This is a genomic window from Lactococcus sp. (assembly GCF_036648155.1).
GTDB lineage: Bacteria > Bacillota > Bacilli > Lactobacillales > Streptococcaceae > Lactococcus > Lactococcus cremoris.
The window spans coordinates 1-509 of the sequence record NZ_JAVXIY010000052.1 but is presented as its reverse complement, the minus strand read 5'-3'; the positions used below and the strand labels follow the sequence as shown (position 1 = coordinate 509).

Below are 509 nucleotides of genomic sequence, written 5' to 3'. Positions count from 1 at the left end.
TCATCTAAGTTTATTGATACTTTAGAATTAACAAAAGTGGAGTCAAGAATATTATTCGTATTCATTCAAAGCTATTTGTTTGATATTTTTTCATCTCACGGATTAAAAAATAAACGATTAGAAAATATTCTAAAAATAGGAAGAACTCCTAGAATGAGAGCGATAAATTCTTTGAAAGATAAAGAATTATTAAGAGCTATTGATGGAGATAGTTATTCAAGTATTATTACTGATTACGTTATTGAAGAAATAAGTAAATAATTCTTCGCCCTCCGGGGCGTTTTTATTTTACAACGGACGCGGAAAGTTATATAATAGTTTTATCCCAAATTAAAACTTTTCTAAAAGTTTATTCCTAAGCGTCCCTCTCCTAACTGGGGCGCTTTTTTGTGCTATAATATAGTCGGGATGTTTGTGGGATTTCATCCTATTTCTAGAGTTAAGCTGCTCTTCGGAGCGGCTTTTTTCAAATAAAAAAACTCTAGTCGGATGACTTCAAGGAGTCCAAC

Annotated in this window: 1 protein-coding gene; it reads left to right on the top strand. The window is 31.8% G+C overall.

Annotation, left to right across the window (positions count from 1 at the left end):
- Window positions 1-261, top strand: a 261-nt coding sequence (locus RSC39_RS12085; RefSeq protein WP_332537493.1) for a hypothetical protein, incomplete at its 5' end; no start/stop codon positions are given.
- Window positions 262-509: the final 248 nt, after the last annotated feature.